This window comes from Micromonospora sp. CA-259024, from assembly GCF_050936255.1.
Lineage (GTDB): Bacteria > Actinomycetota > Actinomycetes > Mycobacteriales > Micromonosporaceae > Micromonospora.
The window spans coordinates 2,083,786-2,099,080 of record NZ_JBNJND010000001.1; the positions used below are offsets into that span (position 1 = coordinate 2,083,786).

The window sequence follows — 15,295 nt, forward strand, 5'->3', positions numbered from 1 at the left end:
ACTGGCGATCTGACCGAAATTACCGCTCTCGGCTGGTTACATGGTGAGAGGGTCGGGTAGGCACGCCCGTCCTTTCTGCCGTCACGACGGGGTGAGCAGCCATGCCCAAGCGGGTAACCACGGAACCCGGTCGCGATCGGGGCCCAGCGATCCTGGCACCGGCACGCTTCGGGGGCTTCCCGGGAGCGGTACGGGCACCGGTCCCGGGCAACTCGTTGATCAAGTTCCTCGCCACCACGGACCACAAGCAGATCGGCCTGCTGTACCTGCTGACGTCCTTCGGGTTCTTCGTGCTGGCCGGGCTGGAAGCCATGCTGATCCGGGCCGAGCTGGCCCGCCCGGGGATGCAGTTCCTCTCCTCCGAGCAGTACAACCAGCTCTTCACCTCGCACGGCGCGGTGATGCTGCTGCTGTTCGCCACACCCGCCGCGTTCGGGTTCGGCAACTTCATCGTGCCGATCCAGATCGGCGCACCGGACGTGTCGTTCCCCCGCCTCAACGCGCTGGCGTACTGGCTGTACCTGTTCGGCGGGCTGATGGTGGTCGGCGGGTTCCTCGCACCGGGAGGCTCGGCGGACTTCGGCTGGACGGCGTACAGCCCGCTCAGCAGTGCCGAGCACAGCCCCGGCGTGGGCGCGAACATGTGGGTGGTCGGCCTGGTCCTCTCCGGGCTCGGCACCATCCTCGGCGCGGTCAACCTGATCACCACGATCCTGACCCTGCGCGCACCCGGCATGACCATGTTCCGGATGCCGATCTTCACCTGGAACATGCTGTTCACCAGCGTGCTGGTGATCCTGGTCTTCCCGCTGCTGGCCGCCGCGCTGCTGGCGCTGTCCGCCGACCGGCTGCTCAACGCCCACGTCTTCGACCCCGAGACCGGCGGGCCGATGCTGTGGCAGCACCTGTTCTGGTTCTTCGGTCACCCCGAGGTGTACATCATCGCGTTGCCGTTCTTCGGCATCATCACCGAGATCATCCCGGTGTTCTCCCGCAAGCCGCTCTTCGGCTACACCGGGATCGTGCTGGCCACCATCGCGATCACGGTGCTGTCCATGACGGTCTGGGCGCACCACATGTTCGCCACCGGCCAGGTGCTGCTGCCGTTCTTCAGCATCCTCAGCTATCTGATCGCGGTGCCCACCGGTGTGAAGTTCTTCAACTGGATCGGCACCATGTGGAAGGGCCAGCTCACCTTCGAGACGCCGATGTTGTTCGCCATCGGCTTCCTGGTCACCTTCCTGCTCGGCGGCCTCACCGGGGTGCTGCTGGCCAGCCCTCCGGCGGACTTCCACACCCACGACACCTACTTCGTGGTGGCGCACTTCCACTACGTGGTCTTCGGGACCGTGGTCTTCGCCCTCTTCGGCGGCTACTACTTCTGGTGGCCGAAGATGACCGGGCGACTGCTCGACGAGCGGCTCGGCAAGGCCCACTTCTGGACCATGTTCATCGGCTTCCACGGCACCTTCCTGGTGCACCACTGGCTGGGCAACGAGGGCATGCCGCGTCGGTACGCCGACTACCTGCCCACCGACGGCTTCACCACACTGAACACCGTCTCCAGCATCTTCGCCTTCATCCTCGGCCTGTCCACGTTGTTCTTCATCTACAACGCGTGGAAGTCCTGGCGGTACGGGGCGGTGGTGACGGTGGACGACCCGTGGGGTTTCGGCAACTCGTTGGAGTGGGCGACCAGTTGCCCGCCGCCGCTGCGCAACTTCGACCGGATGCCCCGGATCCGGTCCGAGCGGCCCGCCTTCGACCTGAAGTACGGCCCGCTCGTCGCCGACCTGGGCCGTGACCTGCCGCAGCGCACCACCAAGCCGCCACAGCACTTCACCGAGGAGTTGCGCATGGAGCACCGCGCGCCGGAGTCGCCGGCCGCCGAGGGCGCGCACGGCGCCCGCGAGGCGACCGAATACCAGCCGGCGCCGCGCTCCGGCGCCCGGCCGGTGGATGTGCCGGAGCCCGAGGGCGTCCGCCGGCCGAGCTTCGAGCGCAGCGACGCGCCCGAGGATGCCGAGGAGGCGCCCAAGCCGCACGAGCGGTGGCGGCACCCGCACAGTGAGGGCAACCCCGAGGAACGCTGACCGGCGTACGCCGAGAGGGCCGACACCGGACGGTGTCGGCCCTCGTCGCGTTCTCGGTAGCGGCGTCAGTCCCGTACGGGTGCCAGGCCCGCGGCGGTGAGCGAGCGGCGCACCGCGGGCTGGACCCGGGTCAGCCGCAACGGCACCCCGGTCCGTTCCGCCGCGTCGCGCCCGGCCATCAGCGCCGCGATCCCCCCGGCGTCGAAACCACCCGCGCCGACCAGGTCGACGACCACCTCGCTGGGCTGGCCGGTGACCGCCTCCAGCATGGCCCGGCGCAGCTGGTCCGCGCCGTCGCGGTCGACCTCGCCGCCGACCTCGACCACCACCCGGTCGCCGTTCTGCTTCACCGAGATCCGGGTCTTGCCCGGGTCGGGTTCGGCGGCGCCGTTCTGCCACGGCGGCGGCGCGTCGGCGAGCATCGCCTGACGCAGCCAGGTGAGCGCCCGCGACAGCAGCCGTGACACGTGCATCTGCGAGATGCCGAACCGGGCGGCGATCTCCGCCTGGGTCTGGTTGCCGTAGAAGCGCATCGCCAGGATCCGCCGCTCACGCCAGGGCAAACGGTGCAGCAGACCGCTCACCGTGACCCGGTCGTCGACCGATTCCAGCGCGTTGTCCGACTCGCCGACCAGGTCACCGAACTCGGCGGAGCTCTCCCCACCCACCGGAGCGTTGAGGGAGGCCGGGCTGTAGCCGGCCGCCGACTCCAGCGCGGCGAGGATCTCCTCCTCCGGCGTCTCCAACCGGGCCGACAGCTCGGCCACCGTCGGCGCCCGGGACAGTTCGCTGGTCAGCGAGGCGGTGGCCTGCCCCACCTCGAGGATCAGGTCACGCAGCCGGCGGGGCACGTGCACACCCCAGGTGCGGTCCCGGAAATGCCGTTTGATCTCGCCCACGATGGTGATCGCGGCGTACGCGGTGAACGAGCCCCGTTCGGGGTCGTACCGGTCGACGGCGTTGACCAGCCCCAGCCGGGCCACCTGCTCCAGATCCTCCAGCGGTTCACCGCGTCCCCGGTACCGGCGGGCCAGCCGCCCGGCGAACGGCAGCGCGAAACGCACCAGGTCGTCCCGGGCCTCCCCGCGCCGCTCCGGCGGAAGCCCCTCGATTCGGGCCGCGTACGCCAGTGCCGCCGCGTCGAGATCCTCCAGACCTCGATCGGTGGGTGGTGGTGTGGTCGTGGTCGTGCTCGTCTGTCCGAACATCCGCGCCTCCCTCAGGAAGGTCCCCCGCCCGGATCGGGAAACCGGTCGTGCGCGTGGTCGAGCCACGCACCGGGCCGGAAAAGTGGGTCAGTGACTGGGATGCCAGCGGGCGACACCGCCTCCACGCAGCGCAATCAGGCTGTCGCAGCCAGCGATGTTCCCGCTCCGTAGGTACTCAATCACGGGACCCAGGGTTCGCGAGGATGTTTCGGCGTGCTCCGTCTCAGGAGACCAACAACCCCTGGTGGCCGCCGCTGTCGCGGAGCACGGCCAACGCCTCGGCGGCCCCCAGTGGGGGCGGCGTGGGCAGGTCGTACGGCTGTGCGCGCAGGACCTCGGTGGCCCGGCGGGTCGGCACCGAGGTGACCGGGTAACCCCGGGCGGTGGTCCGGTCCAGCGCCCGACGACGCCGCCCGAACCCGGCCACCGCCAGCCACTGCGGCAGTCCGGCCAGGGCGGGTGAGCGCACCCCGGGCGGTTCGGGCAGCACGTCCACCGAGCTGAACGCCTCGCTGCCGGCCAGCCACCACTCGGCCTCGTCGACGCTGCGCCGGGTGGCGTTCTCACACCAGTACGGCACCATTCCCGCCCGCACCACCTGCCACGGGTCGAGCAGTCGGCCGCACTCCACCACCAACCGGTCACCGGTCTTGCCGGCGGCGCGCAGCCACCGCCGGTACAGGTCGGCCACCCCCGCGCTCAGCGCCGCCGGTCGGGGCACCAGCACCCGGTGCAGCGGGTGCTCGTGCCGTGCGGACCAGTCCCGCGCGGCCAGCTCGAAGCCCGAGTCGACGCCGTGCTCGGCGTAACCGGACGGTACGGACACCTCCGGCACCTCCCACCGGGCGGCGTCGCCGCCGACGGAGCGCAGCACCTGCCGCAGCGCATGGCTGTCCGGGTGGAAGTCGACCGGGTCCAGGCCGCTGGCCGGGCAGCCGACCTGGAAGCTGAACCCCGGCCCGTGCTCCAGAACCGGCCAGGTGCGCGCGTCGCGGACCAGCACCACCGGGGCACCCGGGACCAGCCGGTCGGTCAGGAACTGCGCGTACGCGGCCGGCAGGGCCTTCCACGCGGCGGCCAGCGACACGGTCGCCCCGGTCAGCGGGCCACGACTGGCCGGGCAGTGCACCTGGCGCAGGTGCAGGTCGGCGTTGCCGGCGAGCAGCCGAGCGGCGAGGGCCGCGCCGTGCTCCAGGGCGTCCGCCGGGCGGTCCACCGCTCCGTCGGTCCAGTGCACGGTCATCTCGAAGCCGGCCGGCAGCCACGGCACACCGAGGGCCACCGCCAGATGTGCCGCCGCCCCGTGCGGGGAGCCGATCAGCACCCCGGGGTAGCGGTGGCGGGGGTACTGGTCGACGAACCAGCGGGCCACCCGGGCGGCGTCCACCTCGTCCATCTGCCCCACGGTGAGCGCGACCCGACCGGCGGCGCGGGTGACCGCGGCCCGGCGTACCGGATCCGGGGCGCCGGGGAACCGCGACGTCGGCCCGGTGTGCCCGAGGTCGGCGCAGTCCACCCCGCGCAGTGCCCGGGCGGTGGCGGCGACGAGCACCCGGGCGGCGCTGCCCGCGGCCACGACCCGGTCGCCAGCCAGACCGGCACCATCGGCCGTGAGCCCCTTGTGCACCTTGGGCACCGGCCCCACCTTGCCTCGTTCGCTCACCACGCGGCCCGGCTTCCCGTCCCGATGGGGTTCAAACGGGGCATCACCCACCCGGCGGCACATTCCACTGGTCAGCGGGGTGCGCCGGTCATCACCGGCGTTCGGTCGGTCGGGTTTCGGTGGGCCCAGGGCGGGCACTTCCGGGGCCATGCGCACCGACGACACCAGCGAGCCCGCCGCCGCCACGATCACCCCGTACGAGGACGGACCGCTCCTGGTCCGCGGCGACTTCGCGCTGGTCACCCCGAACGGCGAGCGCATCGACGCGCGCCGGGGCACGGTGGCGCTGTGCCGGTGCGGCAAGTCGGCGCTCAAACCGTTCTGCGACGGCACCCACAAGGTCGTCAACTTCCGCGCGGGCACCGATCGGCAGACCTGACGCGACGTTGCCGCGTCTCGCGGCGGGCAGTCAGACGACGGCGGGCCGGGCTGGCGGTGTCACGGCGGCGGACGCGGTCACGACGAGCGAGACGGTCGGTGGGGCGGCCGGCGCCGCGGGTGACCGCAGCGAGCTACGGCCGGCGGCCCAGCTGTCCAGCAGGTGCGCGGCGAACAGCCGGTCCACCGCGAGCCCGGCCGCCGCGCCGAACAGCACGTCGGGGGCCAGCGCCGGTTCGACGCGGGCCAACCCGCCACACATGTCGTGGGCGGCGATCTGCTCGTGCACCGCGTCGGCCTCCACGTGCTCGTCGTAGAAGCGGGTCGCCACCTCGTCGAAGCCGAGCCGGCGCAACCCGTTGCCGTAGCGGCGGTTCGGCAACGACGAGGTCATCTCGAAGGCGGCCAGGTGCCCGAGCAGCGCGCCACGCAGCCGTCGGTGCAGGCCGAACAGTGACATCAGGTTGTTGGTCGCCAGCGTCACCGCGGGCACCGCGTCCAGGTGGGCGCCGTACGTGCTGTCCAGGCCCAGCCGGTCGAGGGTGCACCGGAACAGCTCGGCGTGCATACGGTCCAGCCGGCCGTTGCCGTACTCGTCGGTCTGGATCTCCACGAGCGCGGCCTTGGCCGGGCCACCGAGGCGGGGCAGCGCCCAGCTGTGCGGGTCCGCCTCGCGCAGGTGGTACACGGAGCGGTGGGTGACGAACTCGCGGAACTGGCTGAGGTCGGCGTGCCGCCGCAGCGTCGCGGCCAGCGGCGGCCCGTCGTCGGCCGCGACCAGCTCGATCAGGCCGGCGGCCACCCCGGCGGCGGGCACCGGCGGTGAGCCGACCAGTCGGCGCAGCGCCGCCTCGAAGGACCGTTCGGCGTGGGCTCGCAGCGCGAGCAGCGTGGGCTGCCACTCCCACGACTCGTCCACATCGAGCCAGCCCCGGTAGTGCAGCTCGTAGCAGAGGAACAGGGTCAGCTGGAGGTCCTCGTCGGTGATCGGGTCCGCCGGGTCGAGGTCGGCTCCGAGACCGGCCGGCAGGTCGTGCGGCGCACGCCGCAGCGCCTCGACGACCGCCGCGGAGAGCGGGCCCCGCGACCGCGGAAGGGTCGCGGGACCGTAGCGGCGGTCGGCGGGCTCGGACATCGGACCTCCAACGTCGGGGGGCCGCTACTGATGCCCGGGCCCGGGACAGCTAAACGAGGTCGTCGGCGTTCACGGTGACCTCCACCTGCTCCCGAACCTTCCGGGCGGGGGCACCCTCCGCGTACAGACCGCGCAGGTCGGCGAACGCCGGCTCCGGCGGCGCCAGCGACACCGCCGGGTCGACAACGGCCTCCAGTACGCAGGGGCGGTCCGCGGCAAACGCCTCGTCCCAGGCCGCGCCGACCAGCTCCGGGCGGTCCACCCGCACACCGTGCAGGCCGAGCAGCCGGGCCCAACCGGCGTACGGCACGTCAGGGCGGCGGTGGGTCGGGTCGGACGACGGCTGACGCCCACCGCCCATGCCGTCCTGGTCCCGGTTGTTGAGCACCAGCACCACCAGCCGAGGATCACGCCACTTCTGCCAGTGGTGCGACACGGTGATCAGCTCGGCGAGCCCGTTGAGCTGCATCGCCCCGTCACCGACCAACGCGATCACCGGTTGGTCGGGGGTGTCGAGCTTGGCGGCCACCGCGTACGGCAGAGCGCAGCCCATCGAGCCGAGGGTGCCGCACAGCTGCGCCTTCACCCCGGGTGGCAGGGTGAGGTGCCGGGCGTACCAGTAGAGAACCGAGCCGACGTCGACCGCGACCGCGCCGGTGCCCGGCATCCGGGCGGACAACTCCTGGAGGACGAGCTGCGGGTTGACCGGGTCGGCGGGCGCGGCGGCCCGTTCGGCGGCGACCTCCCGCCACCGGTCCACCGAGCTCTCCACGGTGGCGCGCCACCCCTGCTCGGGCCGACCCCGCAGGCGGGTCAACAGCGCCCGCAGCGTCTCGGCCGCGTCGCCGACCAGCGGCACGTCGGCCGGGTACCGGGTGCCGATCCGCCGACCGTCGATGTCGATCTGCACCGTGCGGGCCTGCTCGGGCATCGGGAAGTAGTCGATCCACGGGTCGTTGGTGCCGACCAGCAGCAGCGTGTCGCAGCCGCCCATCAACTCGGCGGCGGCCGGGGTGCCGACCTCGCCGAGCACCCCGGTGTGGAATGGCAACCGCTCGTCGAGCACCGGCTTGCCCAGCAGCGAGGTGGCCACCCCGGCACCGAGCCGGTCGGCCATCTCGATGATCTCGGCGGCCGCGTCCCGGCCGCCCTGGCCCACCAGGATCGCGGTGCGCTGACCGCCGCCGAGCAGCTGAGCTGCGGCATCGAGGTCCACCTCGTGGGGCAGCACCCGGGCCAACGGCTCACCCGGGGTCGCCGTGATCACCCCGACGGCCTGTGTCTGCAGGTCGGGCACCAGGGCCTCCTGCAACTGCCGGGGCAGCACGACACAGGTCGGGCTGCGGGTCGCCGCCGCCGTTCGGAACGCCTGGTCCAACAGCGCCGCCACGTCCTCGGGGCTGCGGCCGTACTGGACGAACTGGTTGCACACGTCTCCGAAGAGCCGGCTCAGCCCGATCTCCTGGTGCGCGCCGCCGAGCGGCCCGGAGATGTCCTCCCCGACGATCGCCACCACCGGTTTGCTGTCCAGCTTGGCGTCGTAGAGGCCGTTGAGCAGTTGGACCGCGCTGGGCCCCTGGGCGGCGAGGCAGACCCCGATGCCGCCGGTGTACTTGGCGTGCCCGGTGGCCATGAACGAGGCGGTCTCCTCGTGCCGGGCCGGGATGAACTCCGGCTCACCGCTGCGGTCCAACGCCTCGATCAGCGGGGCGATCGCCTCGCCGGGGTAGCCGAAGGCGCGGGGAACCCGCCAGGCCAGGAGCCGCTGCACCACGAGGTCGGCCACGGAGCGCTCAGCCATTGCCGCGCCCCGGTGTGCTGGGGTCGACGTAGCGCAGCACCGCGCCGACGCCGTCGGTGAGTTCGGGTGCCTCGTCCGGGCCCAGTACGGTCAGCGCGGCGTCGGTGCCGACCAGCGCCCGGACCAGTGCCGCGTCCGCGCGGACCCGCTGCGGGTCGTTCACCGACATGGCCGCCAGCTGCCCCGGGTCGACGGCGATCTCGGTCGGCTCCGGCCCGATCCACAGCTCGCCGTTGGCCGACGGATCGTCCACGATCAGCATCGTGTCCACCTGGTTGCGTTGCAGGGCCCCGACGACGGCCTCCAGCCCGGCACCGACGTCCTCCTGGACGCCGAAGCGGTCCAGGGCAGCGCTGATGCGCTGGTCGGCGACCTCCGCGATGGTCTGCACGGTGAGGTCGTCCAGCAGCGTCTGGTCGGCGCCGCCGGCTCGCGAGCCCGCGTCGGTGCGGACCACCGCGTCCTGCCAGCGCGCGGGCATCTGGGCGGCGATCACTCCGGTGGCTCGGACGTCGCCGGCGACCACCACCACGTCCGCGCCGACCTTCTCGGCCAGCTCCACGGTCGCCGCGGTGACGTCGCCGGCGTTGTGGTGCCACGCCTCCATGGCCGCCCGTTGGTAGCGCGACTGCGACCAGCCACCGGGCTGGACCCGGCGCAGCTGGAACTCCTCCCGGCCGGTGATGTGTGCCCGCCGGGGCACCCCGCCCGCGCTGACGGCCACGGCGTCCGCGCCGGTACGGTCGGCCAGGACCCGCACCCACGCCACCTGTTCACCCCGCTGGGCGAGCAGCGGCATCACGTGTGGCAGCGGCGCGTAACTGGCCAGGTCGCGCAGTGGCGGCGCGGACAGGTACTCGGAGAGCACCACCCGGCCGTGACTGGCGAAGACCGCCAGGCCGTAGTCCCCGGCCATCGGGTCGTGCCCCCGGATCACCCGGTCCAGCGCGGCGATGCTCGCCTCGTCGGCTCCCTGTTCGGTGAGCCGACTCTGCAGGGCGCGCCAGCGCAGGTCCAGCGCGGGATGGGCGTCCTCCGTGTCCGCGGAGGCGTCCAGATACACCGAGCACCACGGCCCGGGACGGTCGTAGAGCGGGCGCAGGAAGGACAGCTGCATGCTCGACCCCTTTCCAGCTCGGCCCCCCGCTTACCCGGGTCGCCCGGGATGTCACCTCGCAGCCGTGAGCCCGTGACCAGGTTTCATTCACGTCGTTCAACCGAGGACGTCGATACGATCTGTGCACACAAGCGGACTCTCGGTGGTGGAGATGGACAGCGGACTCGAAATCCGACGGGTCGTGCACCCGACGGAACGGATCGTCACCGGGCGGCTGATCCGCCTGCTAGACGGCTACACCCGTGAGGTGCGCATCGGTCAGCCGGTGCTGGTGGCGGTGCTCGCCGCGGCGGCGATCGCCCGGCTGCCCGCCCTGCTGCTGCGCTCGCTCTTCTCCTTCGGCGGCGGCGGCACCCGCCGACGCTGGAAGCAGCTGAAGCAGGGCCCGGAGTACCTGGTCACTCCGGTGCGACTGCGCAACACCGCCGGTCAGCTCTGCGAGGTGGAGCTGCACGGTCACCTGCCGCAGAGCGCCCTGCATCCGGCGGACCAGGTGCAGCTCACCCTGCGCCCGCAACGCGACCCGGAGCTGCCGCCCCGGATCGAGCGGATCGTCAACCTCACCACCGGGCAGTTGCTCACCCCGCGTACCGCGACGCTCTGGTCGCATCTCGGGCCGCCGCTGCTGTTGCAGGCGATGCTGGGCCTGGTGCTGCTCGCCGGCATCGCGGCCTGCTCCGCGCTGACCTGACCGGTCGGAGCGGTCGGGCCGGTTCCCGGTCGGCGGCTCAGCCGACCGGGGCGGGCTCCCGGGTGGGTTGGCGGTCGACGCCGAGCATCCCCCGGCGGCGGGCCCAGCGCTCGTAGGCCAGGGTGGCGAACGGCGGCACCGCGCTGGCCAGGGCGACCGCGGTGGCCAGCAGGCTCCACCGGTGCAGCCGGGCCACGGCCAGCGCCAGCAGGACGTACGCGACGAACAGGCCGCCGTGGATCGGGCCGAAGATCTTGACGCCCAGCTCGTTGCCCGGCGGGCCGTACTTGACCAGCATGCCGACCAGCAGGCCCAGCCAGGAGCAGGCCTCGGCGATCGCCGCAACGACGAACAGTCGGGTCACCTTGTCGCGCATTCCCACGCCACCACCTCTCCGGCCGCAATGCTATCGGTGCGGGCTGACTGGGTAGGAAAGGGCCATCGGGTCTTCCCCGCCCGCCGATCACGTGCGAGGTTAGGGGGACCAGCGGTGACAGGGTGGTGACCATGGGCGAGGACGTCGGCGTACGAACCTTCAGTCGAGAGGATCGAGCCCGCTACCGCAACAAGGTCCGCCAATGTCTGGATGTCTTCGCCGAGATGCTGCGCGAGTCGCGCTTCGACGTCGACCGGCCGATGACCGGCCTGGAGATCGAGCTGAACCTGGTCGACGAGGCATCGAATCCGGCGATGCGCAACGCCGACGTGCTGGCGGCCATCGCCGACCCGAGCTTCCAGACCGAGCTGGGCCAGTTCAACATCGAGATCAACGTGCCACCGCGCCGGCTGACCGGCACCGGCACCGCCGACTTCGAGGAGTACGTACGGACCAGCCTCAACGCCGCCGAGGTGAAGGCCCGGACGATCGGCGCGCACATGGTCATGATCGGCATCCTGCCGACGCTGCGCCCCGAACACCTGACCGCGGAGACACTCTCGGCCAACCCCCGCTACAGGCTGCTCAACGAGCAGATCTTCGCGGCCAGCGGTGAGGACCTGCCGATCGCCATCAGCGGCGTGGAACGGTTGGCGGTCACCGCCGACACGATCACCCCGGAGGCGGCCTGCACCAGCACCCAGTTCCACCTGCAGGTCAGCCCGGCGCAGTTCGCCGACTACTGGAACGCCGCCCAGGCGATCGCCGGCATCCAGGTGGCCCTCGGTGCGAACTCGCCGCTGTTCTTCGGCCGGGAACTGTGGCGCGAGACCCGCATCCCGCTGTTCCAGCAGGCCACCGACACCCGTTCGGAAGAGATCAAAGCCCAGGGGGTACGCCCCAGGGTCTGGTTCGGCGAACGCTGGATCACCAGCGTGTTCGACCTGTTCGAGGAGAATGTGCGCTACTTCCCGGCGCTGCTGCCGGTCTGCGACCCGGAGGACCCGACGCAGGCCCTCGCTGCCGGCGAGGTGCCCAATCTCGCCGAGCTTCGCCTGCACAACGGCACCGTCTACCGGTGGAACCGCCCGGTGTACGACGTGTCGCGCGGCCGGCCGCACCTTCGCGTGGAGAACAGGGTGCTGCCCGCCGGCCCCACCGTGCTGGACACCATCGCCAACGGCGCCCTCTACTTCGGGCTGGTCCGCGCCCTCGCCGAGTCGGACCGACCACTGTGGTCGCAGATGTCGTTCAGCGCCGCCGAGGAGAACTTCACCAGCTGCGCCCGGTACGGCATCGACGCGCAGGTCTTCTGGCCGGGCCTCGGCTACCTGCCGGTCACCGAACTGGTGTTGCGCCGGTTGCTGCCGCTGGCGTACCACGGGCTGGACCGGTGGGGGCTCGACCCGGGTGAACGCGACCGGCTGCTCGGCATCATCGAGCAACGCTGCCTGGTTGGGCGCAACGGCGCGAGCTGGCAGGTGGAGACGCTGCATCGGCTGGAGTCCGCCGACCATCTGGACCGGCCGGCGGCGCTGCGTGAGGTGGTCCGCCACTACGTGGACCTGATGCACAGCAACCGGCCGGTGCACGAGTGGCCCATCCCCTGATCGGGCGTCACTCCCCCGGCCGGTCCCAGGGTGACGGGTCGTCGCGCAGCCTGCTGTAGAGGTAACCGTCGCGCCACCGGCCCGCCCGGAACTCGCTGGCCCGCACGACGCCTTCGAGCTGGAAGCCGGCCTTCTCCAGCGATCGCTGCTCGGCGACGTTCTCCGGGTGGGTGCCGGCCTGGACGCGCTGCGCCGGGGTGTGCTGGAACAGGTAGTCGCAGAGCAGCGCCTGTGCCCGCCAGCCGATGCCGCGCCCGCGCCAGCTCGGCAGCAGGGCGATCCCGATCTCCCAGTACGACGCCCGCCCGGCGTAACGCCCGGCGCTGTAGCTGACGAAGCCGGCGGCGGCCTGCTCCTGCTCGACCTCGACGATGAGCCGTCCGTCGTCCTCGCCGAGGTAGCCGTCGACAGCGAACCGCCGGTCTGGTGCCGCGGCATCGCGGAAGCCGGACCAGTCCAACCCGATGAGCCCCGGCTCGGTGCAGAACCGCCGGAACATCTCCAGGTCGGCCTCGGCGACCGGCCGCAGTCGAACCATGAGACCGTCCCTCCCGGGCACCGTGGCACCACTCTCCATTGCCGACACGCTAGCGACTCCGCGCCGGCCCGGCCGCCCCCACCGTTCGCGACCCCCCGAGTCATTGATGTTTGTCGTAGGCTGTTGCGGCGCGGACATCGACGCCGATGAGGGGACCGCCTGTGACCACTTCCGGAACGGACCACACCCCGACCCCGAGATCCGCAAACCGAGCCCTGTCCCGACGGCACCTGCTGGGTGTCGGGGCGGCGGCTGCCGGCGGGGCGTTGCTCGTCGGCACGGCCGAGGCGGCACAGGCCGCTCCGGGCGGCCCGAAGCGGGTGCTGCGCGCGCCGGCACTGGCGCCCGGGGACCGGGTCCGGGTCGTCTCGCCCGGAGGCACGCCCAACCCCGCGAACATGGCGCGCGGCATCGAGATCCTGCGAAGCTGGGGCCTGGAGGTCGAGCTGGGCGCGCACGTCTTCGCCAGGTACGGCTATCTGGCCGGCACCGATGCCCAGCGGCTGGCCGACCTGAACGCCGCGTTCAACGATCCCGGAGTCCGTGGTGTGTTCGCCGCCCGTGGCGGCTACGGCACCCAGCGGATCGTCGATCAGATCGACGTGGCCGGCATCCGGCGCGACCCCCGGGTGGTCGTCGGGTTCAGTGACATCACCAGCATCCACGGCAGGCTCTGGCGCGAGACCGGGCTGGCCACCTTCTACGGCCCGATGGTCAACTGGAGCGACAGCCGCACCGGCCCGGAGTCGGCCGAGTCGCTCCGCCGGGCGGTGATGACCACGGCCCCCGTCACCATCTCCCGGGATCCCGCCGAGACGGCCGCCCCCGTGCTGGTGCCGGGGCGGGCGACGGGTCCCCTGCTCGGGGGCTGCCTCACGCTGATCTCCACGTCGCTGGGTGCCGACGACGCCCCGAAGTTCGACGGCGCCATCCTGTTCTTCGAGGACGTGGACGAGGCGCCGTACAGCATCGACCGGATGCTGACCGAGTTGCGCCGGGTGGGCGTGCTGCCCAGGGTCGCCGGGGTAGTCATCGGCCAGATCACCAACAGCGTCGGTGGACCCGACGAGTGGGACGCGGCGGCGGTGCTCAAGGATCGCCTCTACGACCTGGGCGTGCCGGTCCTCGGCGGGCTCCGACTGGGCCACGGCAATGGCCAGCTCACCGTTCCGCTCGGTTCGCGGGCCACGATCGATGCGGTGGCGGGGACCCTGACGGTGGAGCCCGGAGTGCGTTCCCGCTAGCCGTGGCTCGACCAGCGTGCCGGTTGGTCAGGCGTCCGCCTCGGTGCTGGGCCCTCGGTCCGTTGGGTCCATGGGCCCGAACTCGACCGTTCCACCGGCCGCGCCGCCGCCTCGGCGTCGCACGGCCACTGCCTCCGCCGCGATCATCACGGCGACCACGAGAATCAGGGACGCGACCATGCCGAGGGTCGGCACCAGCGTGGCCAGCGGCGCCATCAGCAGGCAGGCCGCGCCGGCGACGATCCGACGCCAGGCGATCCGGTGGTGGATACGCCAGTAGACGAAGGCGAAGGTGAGCAGGAACAGCGCGCAGCCGCCGAAGAGGAGCATCGACTCGCGGGGTGGCAGGGGGTCGAGTGGTGCGGGCACCATGTCGGCCAGGCCCACGGCCATGGTGATGATCCCGAAGCTGAAGAACAGGTGGGCGTAGACGAGGATCGCGCGGCGCAGCGCCGGCTGGTCCGGGGCGTCTTCCAGTGCCCGCCGGAAGTCGGACAGCCCGTAGCCGAAGTACGCCCACCACAGGATGCTGAACAGGGCGTAGGAGGAAGCGACGGCGGTGAGTCGGACGAGGGTCAGTTGGCCGTTGACAGCCACCGCCCCGATCTGGATCACCGACTCACCGAACACGAGGATGATCAGTAGTCCGTAGCGGTGTGCGTAGTGCGCCGACTCCACCCTGCTCTGGCCGGCGAGGCGAGCGGCCACCCACGGGCTCAGCAGCTCGATGGCGGCGGCGACGGCCCAGAAGGCGAGCCGGACGGTGCCGTGCGTGAGGGCACCCGCCACCAGCAGCGGTCCGGTGACCAGGAAGAACGCGTAGGGGCCGACGAAGAGGGCCCGCCCGATCGGACGCCCGCGCAGGGCAAGCCCGGCGAGCAGCACCCGCCCGACGAGGTACGTGGCGACGAAGAGCACGCCGTCGTCGTGGTACGCCTGGGGAATCGTGAGGGCCATCAGGAGACCGCCGAGCCCGAGCGTGAGAACACCGACGCGGTCCAGCACCACGCGGACGTCGCGTTGGTTGGTGTAGAGCGTCACGCCGCCCCAGGCCCAGTAGACCGGGACGAAGAGGACCAGTGTTCGGCCGATACCGGACCAGCTGTGGTCCTCGTGCAGGAGTTCGGAGAACCGGGTGAGGGCGAAGACGAAGGCGAGGTCGAAGAAGAGCTCCTCCCAGGTCACCCCCTTGCCGTTTGGTGTGGGTCGCATCGGCTGCCGTCACCCGACAAGCGCGGCGCGGGCAGGTGGCGACGTGGCCGTCGGCATCGACGACTCACCCTCCGCCAGCTCTGCGAGCTTCGCCACCAACGTGCCTCCGGCCGTCCCGTCGTCTCGACGAGGCGAGGTTAACCGTCGTGATCGGAATGCCGAGGTCGAATAGGGGAGAAGACCCTCCGCCGTGACCCTGCCAATTCCCCGCCGGATCGCCGGACGTCGA

Annotated in this window: 13 protein-coding genes; 5 read left to right on the forward strand and 8 right to left on the reverse strand. The window is 71.8% G+C overall.

What is annotated here, in order from left to right:
* The first annotated feature begins 101 nt into the window (after window positions 1-101).
* On the forward strand, window positions 102-2,093 hold the full coding sequence (gene ctaD / locus ACQEUX_RS09025) for an aa3-type cytochrome oxidase subunit I (protein WP_433044033.1): 1,992 nt from the start codon (window positions 102-104) through the stop codon (window positions 2,091-2,093).
* A 65-nt stretch (window positions 2,094-2,158) separates the two neighbouring features.
* On the opposite strand, the gene ACQEUX_RS09030 is transcribed toward ctaD, so the two are convergent.
* A complete protein-coding gene (locus tag ACQEUX_RS09030) occupies window positions 2,159-3,301 on the reverse strand; it encodes a SigB/SigF/SigG family RNA polymerase sigma factor (RefSeq protein ID WP_433044036.1) in 1,143 nt (380 codons plus the stop codon).
* Between the two features lie 223 nt (window positions 3,302-3,524).
* On the reverse strand, window positions 3,525-4,967 hold the full coding sequence (locus tag ACQEUX_RS09035; protein WP_433044039.1) for a hypothetical protein: 1,443 nt from the start codon (window positions 4,965-4,967) through the stop codon (window positions 3,525-3,527).
* A 145-nt stretch (window positions 4,968-5,112) separates the two neighbouring features.
* On the opposite strand from ACQEUX_RS09035, the gene ACQEUX_RS09040 reads away from it, so the two are divergent.
* Entirely contained in the window at window positions 5,113-5,343 is a 231-nt protein-coding gene (locus ACQEUX_RS09040) for a CDGSH iron-sulfur domain-containing protein (protein WP_433044042.1), read from the forward strand.
* A gap of 30 nt (window positions 5,344-5,373) precedes the next feature.
* On the opposite strand, the gene ACQEUX_RS09045 is transcribed toward ACQEUX_RS09040, so the two are convergent.
* The 3 genes from ACQEUX_RS09045 to ACQEUX_RS09055 are packed head-to-tail and all read right to left on the reverse strand — an operon-like array spanning window position 5,374 to window position 9,395.
* Window positions 5,374-6,477, reverse strand: coding sequence for an iron-containing redox enzyme family protein (locus tag ACQEUX_RS09045; protein ID WP_433044045.1), 1,104 nt, complete (start codon window positions 6,475-6,477; stop codon window positions 5,374-5,376).
* A gap of 49 nt (window positions 6,478-6,526) precedes the next feature.
* Window positions 6,527-8,278, reverse strand: coding sequence for a thiamine pyrophosphate-binding protein (locus ACQEUX_RS09050; protein WP_433044048.1), 1,752 nt, complete (start codon window positions 8,276-8,278; stop codon window positions 6,527-6,529).
* Complete coding sequence (locus ACQEUX_RS09055; RefSeq protein WP_433044051.1) at window positions 8,271-9,395, reverse strand: Vms1/Ankzf1 family peptidyl-tRNA hydrolase; 1,125 nt, start codon at window positions 9,393-9,395, stop codon at window positions 8,271-8,273. The genes ACQEUX_RS09050 and ACQEUX_RS09055 overlap by 8 nt, the downstream gene beginning before the upstream one ends.
* A gap of 142 nt (window positions 9,396-9,537) precedes the next feature.
* Here ACQEUX_RS09055 and ACQEUX_RS09060 point away from each other — a divergent pair, with 142 nt between their 5' ends.
* Window positions 9,538-10,086 (forward strand): hypothetical protein, encoded by a 549-nt coding sequence (locus ACQEUX_RS09060; RefSeq protein ID WP_433049702.1) that lies wholly within the window; start codon window positions 9,538-9,540, stop codon window positions 10,084-10,086.
* Between the two features lie 37 nt (window positions 10,087-10,123).
* Here ACQEUX_RS09060 and ACQEUX_RS09065 read toward each other — a convergent pair whose 3' ends face one another.
* Window positions 10,124-10,462: a DUF3817 domain-containing protein gene (locus ACQEUX_RS09065; RefSeq protein WP_433049705.1), complete on the reverse strand. Its 339-nt coding sequence runs from the start codon at window positions 10,460-10,462 to the stop codon at window positions 10,124-10,126.
* A 131-nt stretch (window positions 10,463-10,593) separates the two neighbouring features.
* Between ACQEUX_RS09065 and ACQEUX_RS09070 the strand changes: the two genes are divergently transcribed.
* Complete coding sequence (locus ACQEUX_RS09070; RefSeq protein ID WP_433044054.1) at window positions 10,594-12,072, forward strand: glutamate--cysteine ligase; 1,479 nt, start codon at window positions 10,594-10,596, stop codon at window positions 12,070-12,072.
* A 7-nt stretch (window positions 12,073-12,079) separates the two neighbouring features.
* On the opposite strand, the gene ACQEUX_RS09075 is transcribed toward ACQEUX_RS09070, so the two are convergent.
* Window positions 12,080-12,649, reverse strand: a complete 570-nt coding sequence (locus ACQEUX_RS09075; protein WP_433044057.1) for a GNAT family N-acetyltransferase — start codon at window positions 12,647-12,649, stop codon at window positions 12,080-12,082.
* A 281-nt stretch (window positions 12,650-12,930) separates the two neighbouring features.
* Here ACQEUX_RS09075 and ACQEUX_RS09080 point away from each other — a divergent pair, with 281 nt between their 5' ends.
* A complete protein-coding gene (locus tag ACQEUX_RS09080; RefSeq protein ID WP_433049707.1) occupies window positions 12,931-13,854 on the forward strand; it encodes a S66 peptidase family protein in 924 nt (307 codons plus the stop codon).
* Window positions 13,855-13,881: 27 nt separating this feature from the next.
* Here the strand turns inward: ACQEUX_RS09080 and ACQEUX_RS09085 are convergent, their stop codons facing one another.
* Entirely contained in the window at window positions 13,882-15,066 is a 1,185-nt protein-coding gene (locus tag ACQEUX_RS09085) for a low temperature requirement protein A (RefSeq protein WP_433044060.1), read from the reverse strand.
* Between the last annotated feature and the right edge of the window lie 229 nt (window positions 15,067-15,295).

Excerpts from the sequence above, each read along its gene's own strand:
- ACQEUX_RS09085 (WP_433044060.1), bottom strand. The coding sequence starts at position 15,066 with ATGCGACCCACACCAAACGGCAAGGGGGTGACCTGGGAGGAGCTCTTC.
- ACQEUX_RS09055 (WP_433044051.1), bottom strand. The coding sequence starts at position 9,395 with ATGCAGCTGTCCTTCCTGCGCCCGCTCTACGACCGTCCCGGGCCGTGG.
- ACQEUX_RS09075 (WP_433044057.1), bottom strand. The coding sequence starts at position 12,649 with ATGGAGAGTGGTGCCACGGTGCCCGGGAGGGACGGTCTCATGGTTCGA.
- ACQEUX_RS09045 (WP_433044045.1), bottom strand. The coding sequence starts at position 6,477 with ATGTCCGAGCCCGCCGACCGCCGCTACGGTCCCGCGACCCTTCCGCGG.
- ctaD (WP_433044033.1), top strand. The coding sequence starts at position 102 with ATGCCCAAGCGGGTAACCACGGAACCCGGTCGCGATCGGGGCCCAGCG.
- ACQEUX_RS09050 (WP_433044048.1), bottom strand. The coding sequence starts at position 8,278 with ATGGCTGAGCGCTCCGTGGCCGACCTCGTGGTGCAGCGGCTCCTGGCC.
- ACQEUX_RS09040 (WP_433044042.1), top strand. The coding sequence starts at position 5,113 with ATGCGCACCGACGACACCAGCGAGCCCGCCGCCGCCACGATCACCCCG.
- ACQEUX_RS09030 (WP_433044036.1), bottom strand. The coding sequence starts at position 3,301 with ATGTTCGGACAGACGAGCACGACCACGACCACACCACCACCCACCGAT.
- ACQEUX_RS09070 (WP_433044054.1), top strand. The coding sequence starts at position 10,594 with ATGGGCGAGGACGTCGGCGTACGAACCTTCAGTCGAGAGGATCGAGCC.
- ACQEUX_RS09065 (WP_433049705.1), bottom strand. The coding sequence starts at position 10,462 with ATGCGCGACAAGGTGACCCGACTGTTCGTCGTTGCGGCGATCGCCGAG.